Below are 5,036 nucleotides of genomic sequence, written 5' to 3' on the forward strand. Positions count from 1 at the left end.
GTGATCGGAGTTAAATAGTTTTGCCATTCTTTGCGCCCCGGCTAGTTCGCTCTTTAGGCTTGAGTTTTTATAGCCTATTGAGAAGGTTCGGAGTGGGCGGCTTTGTTTTTCCTGAATCAGAGACAAAAGAACAGCGGAATCCACGCCACCGGAAAGAAATAAGCCATATGGTACATCAGATCTGATGTGCTCATTGATGACTAAATCCATAAGTGGGGTGAATATTTCGCAAGCCTCATTCTGCGTAATTTTTCTTGTTTTTATCGAAGATGGGCTCCAGTATTTTATTGGATGTATATTCAATTTTTTGTCTATGGTGATGATCTCTCCTGGGAGCGCTCTTTTGATTCCGGAGAAGATTGTATCTCTTCCTGTATTGAATTGGTTTTGCAAATACTGGATGAGTGAATTCTCGTTTATTTTTACGTTATTTCCGAGTATTGGCCTGAGGGCTTTTAATTCAGATGCGAAGGCGATCCCTTCAGGTAGTTCAGCATAATATAAAGGTTTCATTCCGAGTCGATCTCGAGCAAGGATCAGTCGAGATTCTTTGTGATCATATATGGCGAAAGAGAACATCCCGTGCAGCTGATTTATTCCGTTTGTTCCATGTCTCAAATATGTCTGCAGGATGGTTTCTGAATCGGAGTTTGTGGTGAATTGTATGCCTTCTCTGGATAGGTTTTCTTTGATTTCAATATAGTTGTATATCTCGCCATTTGCGACTACGGCGGCGCGATTGTCCGGTGTGGCAATGGGCTGATGTCCTGATTCAAGGTCAATAATCGCAAGTCTGGTATGACCCAATGTGATATTATCGGAGGACCATGTTCCTCTGTCATCAGGTCCTCTGTGATTCAGTCGGTCAAGAATTTGATTGGTTTTAGATTTGCTGATATTTCTTGATCTTGAAATAAAGCCTGCAATGCCGCACATCAAATTTTCCTTCTAGCTTGAAATTTATCGCGTAAGTATCATGTGTCACTATGTATTTTTGATGGGTTCAGTTTCATGATTCTCATGTAGTTGTTGACGCTATTCTCCAAGGTGTAATTCTCTACAGCTTTTTGTAGGTCTTCGGCTTTGATCGGTTTGTCTAAGGTATTGATTATGGCATGGCTCATATAATCTATGTCATTTATAGGTATGAGCATTCCATATTTTCCATTGCCCAATAATTCACTGGGGCCTGATGGGCAGTCTGTTGAAATGACTGGTATGCCTAATGCCATTGCTTCGGTAAGTACATTAGGCGACCCTTCCCATAGAGAGGAAAGCACAAATAAGTCGGCACGGGATATCCATGCATAAGGGTTTTTTACAAAGCCGGGTAAAAAAACGTCATTAGCAATACCTAGTTCTTCTGCTTGCTTAAGTAGGCGTTCACGCCTTCTGCCGTCTCCTAATATGATTAAACGCATTGGGCGTTTTGCGCGTGCATTTGCAAAAGCGGAAATAAGCATGGAGAAGTTTTTCTGGCGACCTAATCGGCCTGCGCCAAGAATTACCGGTTTATCATGGTTTGTTAACCAAGGGTGATCTAATTCTTCCTGGGCTTTTTTGAATAAATCCGAGGTAATGACTGGGTTCGGTGCAACGTGAATGCGTTCAATATTTGGTTTTGAAATTTTATAAATATCATCTGCCACTCCCCTGGATACAGCAATTATTCCGTCAGCATTCCGATATATTGTTCGTGATATCCAGGCAGACCAGTAGCGCCGTATAATATTGCGATACATCATTTGTTGGGTTGTGTTCACTACGGCACGAATGTAAAGCTTTGACTGTTTGCCCGATCTTTTCCATGCGTGCGTAGCTATTATGTCGCAATCTTCTTTTGCGCTAAGTATGGCTTTTGGTTGTGTATTAATTATATATTTTGTGAAGGATTTTATGATTTTAATTTTGTTTTTCTCTTGAAGTTTTATAAGCTTAATGGGTTCAGTTAAGTCTTTAAGGAATTCTGAATGGCTGTGATTGACGATAAAATCAACGGGTATCCCTCGCTTACTTAGTCCGCACGCAAGGTTAACCAGCATTCGTTCTACTCCGCCATTGTCGAAGTAAGGTGCGAATATTGCGACTTTATTATTTATGTTATGCAAGATTTTTCTCGAAAAATTATTATATCTTTAGGTTTTCTGATGTTTATTTTTTAATGCTGAGTTTATTGCATTTTCCCACATGCTGTATATTATTTTTGGGTTGAATTTTTTTTTAGTTTTTTGTTTTGCATTGTGAGAAAGCTGTTTGCGTAACTCCTCGCTTTTTATTAGTTTTTCAATGTTTTTGGCTAGATCTGAATAGCTTTCCTGTTTTATTAATAGTCCGTTGATTTTGTGGTCAATAATGTCTCTAGGGCCGGTTTCGCAATCAGTTGCAATGCATGCACAGCCCGCAGTCATTGCTTCTAGTAAGGCGTTAGGAAACCCTTCATAGCGTGAGCTTAATATGAATATTTCAGCTCGGAGATACCATTCGCCGATATTTCCCACTGGACCAGGTAGGTGTATTCTATTCTCAGATTGTAGGTTGAGTATGATTTCTTCAATTTTAATCCTGTGCTTGTTTTTTTTTTCTTTAGGCTTGTATCCTAGGATTACTAAATCCCACTCAGGGTGTCTTTGCGATATTTTTTGGAATGCTTCAAGTAATATATCGAGTCCTTTTTGATGTGTTTTTGACCCTACAGCTAGAAGTAGTTTTCGAGATTTTGGGATTATCCTGTCAGGATGTATGATTGGTTCAAACGTATCTGGAGGCCAATGTACGGCATTTGGTATGACGTGAATATTTTTGGCGCCCGTGTTTTTTTCTATCCATATCTTGCCTTTGTATGTTTGAGCTATATGCGCATCAGCGAATCTATATAGTAATTTTCTAAGTATCCCCCATCGGATTGATAATTTCTTTCTCCCTGGGAAATTTCTTTCAGATACTATTGTGGCAACTGGAAGGCCTGCTGCACTAATTATTGCCATGATTGATGGTTTTGACATCATTCCAATAATGAAGTCAGGTTTCTCTTTTTTTAGCTGCTTTCGTAAGAATATAATCCTTCTTATTTCTTTAAATGTTTTTATTCTTTTTAATGATTCTTCAATCCAGATTCTTTTGATGCATGGGTCTACGGTGTACAGGTCTTTTTGGGGTTGGTCTACTGTAATTAATAGTATATTATAATTTAGTTTTATTAGGTGTTTGGTTAGGTTAGTAGTGACTCTCTCCGCCCCCCCTGGTGCTAGGTTATTTATCAGTATGGCTGCTGTTTTTTTTTGCATATTTATTTGATCTGAATTGTTTTGATTTGTTGAAATATATGTTTATATTTTGTGCTGGAGTTTTTAATTATTTTATTTTATTTTATTTGCCGTCTCTTGGTGGCTTTTTCTGTCTAGAGGTATGAGGCGCCCAAGAGTTGCTTGTCCCTCCCCTTTGTAGTTTCCGTTTCTTGGGTAAAATGTTAGTTCTCCAAATTTTATCTTATTGTCAATTGAATAAAGGTCTACTCTTACATATTTAAATCCGGTTGATAATGTTTTGGCAATGTATAGCATTTCTTCCCAATGCTTGGGCTTTGAAAATCTGTCTCCGGGTTGAAAGTGATTGCTTAACTGTATTTTTGTTGCGCATCCATTAGGGTCTATTATTTGTTCATAGGCTGTACGATGCTTTCTGTTGTATATATATTGCAAAAAAATAACATTTCCATCGCTGCAGTGAAACTTGTAATCGTCAACGCTGCTTGTGGGGTCACCTAATAGTTTTTCGGCAAATGCCTGTGGCTGTATGTGCTGGTAACACCACTCACCCTTGTTGATTCCATACTTTCTATTGAGGCTTTTTGAAATCTCTACTCGTGTTTTTTCTAGATCAAAAGAGTTGCGATCGTGAATAATCCACACTGATCCAGAGTCATGGTTGGTTTTAATGACAAATTGATCTGGTAGGATTGAAAAGTCAATGTCCCTGGAGTTGTTCCAAGTTGCATAAATAGGCGTGAGGTATGATTCGCCAATTTTTTTAGCAATAAATTCCCGCACCGCGAGTTTGTCTGAACATGTAATGATTTTTGGTTGTTGATCAAAAATCATCAGCCATTTTATTTTGTTGTTGAAGTCTTCTCCCTCGAAAATATTAGGAGGGCAACCCAGTGTATCCCATGTTTTTTTGAAAATTGATTTGTAATTTTTTAGTTGTTGTGGCGGTATTCTTAAGCGATCCTTGTGAAAATGCCAGAGGCAGTTATGAATTATGCTGTTGATTGGTCTTTTGATGTGCATGATGGGTTTTGGTCTCTTGCTGTTTTTTTGGTCTCTTGCTGTTTGTGTTGTTATTGTTGAAATTTAAGGGTTGAGTGGTAGTGGTAATTTATGGTGTAATTGCTTCGGTTGTTTTGGGGGGTGCCTGAATACAGTTTTCTTTGATCAAGTATGTTAGTTTTATTCTTTTTTCTATGGTCATTGTGGTCTGGGGTTTTGTTTTTTTTGTATTTAGTGGAAAGTCTTTTTCTATCGCGTCATGATCTTTTTCATGCCATGCAATAATGCAGGGGCTGCTGTGTCTTCCTGAGTTTTCTAGTTGCTTTAATGATGTTGGGTAATGAGGGGTTGCAGCAATTGTGTCTGGTAGATATCTGGTGATCTGTGCGGGTGGCAGATATCTGTGATGGGAGAGTACAATTAGGCTGCCTCCTCCTGAGTAACCCGCTTCCAGCATTGATTCTGCATATTCTGCGTATGGGAGGAATTCGCTGCATCTTCTTTCACTGCAATCTGTGTTGTTTGATTTGTAAATCGCCCTTGGTCCAAAGCTGGCCGCTGATATTGCTGTGATTATTGTCGTGGCAATGATGAATTTTTTTGCGGCAGCTGTTGTATTTTTGGATTTGGGTAGTCTGCAGATAAGCCATACGGGTAATAGACACAAGAAAAATAAGTGGTGTGGTGCTATACGGGTAGCTTGTGTTGCTAATATGTATATTATGATTAAGGTCAGTGCAATGCCGATAGTGTTTCGTATTAATGTCAGGT

At 38.9% G+C, this 5,036-nt stretch carries 5 protein-coding genes; all 5 read right to left on the reverse strand.

What is annotated here, in order from left to right; genetic code table 11:
- A partial coding sequence (gene asnB, locus LQ952_RS15330; RefSeq protein ID WP_238623490.1) for an asparagine synthase (glutamine-hydrolyzing) occupies positions 1 to 936 on the reverse strand: 936 nt, incomplete at its 3' end.
- A 38-nt stretch (positions 937 to 974) separates the two neighbouring features.
- The gene (locus LQ952_RS15335; protein WP_238617343.1) at positions 975 to 2,108 is read right to left on the reverse strand and encodes a glycosyltransferase; all 1,134 of its coding nucleotides are present in this window, start codon (positions 2,106 to 2,108) and stop codon (positions 975 to 977) included.
- Positions 2,109 to 2,135: 27 nt separating this feature from the next.
- On the reverse strand, positions 2,136 to 3,284 hold the full coding sequence (locus LQ952_RS15340; RefSeq protein WP_238617344.1) for a glycosyltransferase family 4 protein: 1,149 nt from the start codon (positions 3,282 to 3,284) through the stop codon (positions 2,136 to 2,138).
- 72 nt (positions 3,285 to 3,356) lie between these two features.
- Positions 3,357 to 4,286: an ATP-grasp fold amidoligase family protein gene (locus tag LQ952_RS15345; protein WP_238623491.1), complete on the reverse strand. Its 930-nt coding sequence runs from the start codon at positions 4,284 to 4,286 to the stop codon at positions 3,357 to 3,359.
- 88 nt (positions 4,287 to 4,374) lie between these two features.
- The coding region (locus LQ952_RS15350; protein ID WP_238623492.1) for a hypothetical protein at positions 4,375 to 5,036 on the reverse strand (662 nt) is incomplete at its 5' end.

It is taken from the genome of Ectothiorhodospira lacustris (assembly GCF_022227785.1).
Taxonomy (GTDB): Bacteria; Pseudomonadota; Gammaproteobacteria; order Ectothiorhodospirales; family Ectothiorhodospiraceae; genus Ectothiorhodospira; species Ectothiorhodospira lacustris.